This is a genomic window from Streptomyces jumonjinensis (genome assembly GCF_009600885.1).
In the GTDB taxonomy this organism is placed as follows: domain Bacteria; phylum Actinomycetota; class Actinomycetes; order Streptomycetales; family Streptomycetaceae; genus Streptomyces; species Streptomyces jumonjinensis.
This window is the reverse complement of the sequence record NZ_VCLA01000170.1, coordinates 1-531: the sequence shown is the minus strand read 5'-3', so window position 1 is coordinate 531 and position 531 is coordinate 1. Positions and strand designations below refer to the sequence as shown.

Below are 531 nucleotides of genomic sequence, written 5' to 3'. Positions count from 1 at the left end.
ACGAGATCGCCTTCCAGGTCAACTTCCTGGCGCACTATCTGCTGACGCATCTTCTGGAGGCGGCGCTGACCAGCGATCCCGGCGGGCGGGTCGTCAATGTGTCCTCGTCGATGCACCGCACCGGCGCCATTCAGTGGAACGATCCGCAGCGCGCCCGGCGTTACTCCCGGGTCGCCGCCTACGCCCAGTCTCAGCTCGCGCTCACCGTCTTCGCCGCAGACCCCCGGGTGACCGCGGTCTCGGTCCACCCGGGCGTCTGCGACACGGCGATGCTGCCGCTGTACGCGCACGAGGGCTGCGCGCCCGCCGAGGGCGCGGCCCATCTGGTTCGGCTCTGCGATCCGGCCACCGAGATCGTCAACGGTGCCTACTACGACCGTGACCAGCGGGTGGAGCCCGCCCCCCGCGCCACCGACGAGCGCACCGTCAAGCGGCTGAACAAGCTCGCGGACGCCGCGGTGGGCGTGGGTGGGTAACTAGGGCCCCCGTGACCGTGGGCGGCTGGTCTGCCGCGCCCCGGCCGTGGGCGTG

1 pseudogene is annotated in these 531 nt (G+C 71.8%); it reads left to right on the top strand.

The features are described from left to right. Window positions 1–476: pseudogene (locus FF041_RS24835) on the top strand (SDR family NAD(P)-dependent oxidoreductase); the annotation flags it as partial. Between the last annotated feature and the right edge of the window lie 55 nt (window positions 477–531).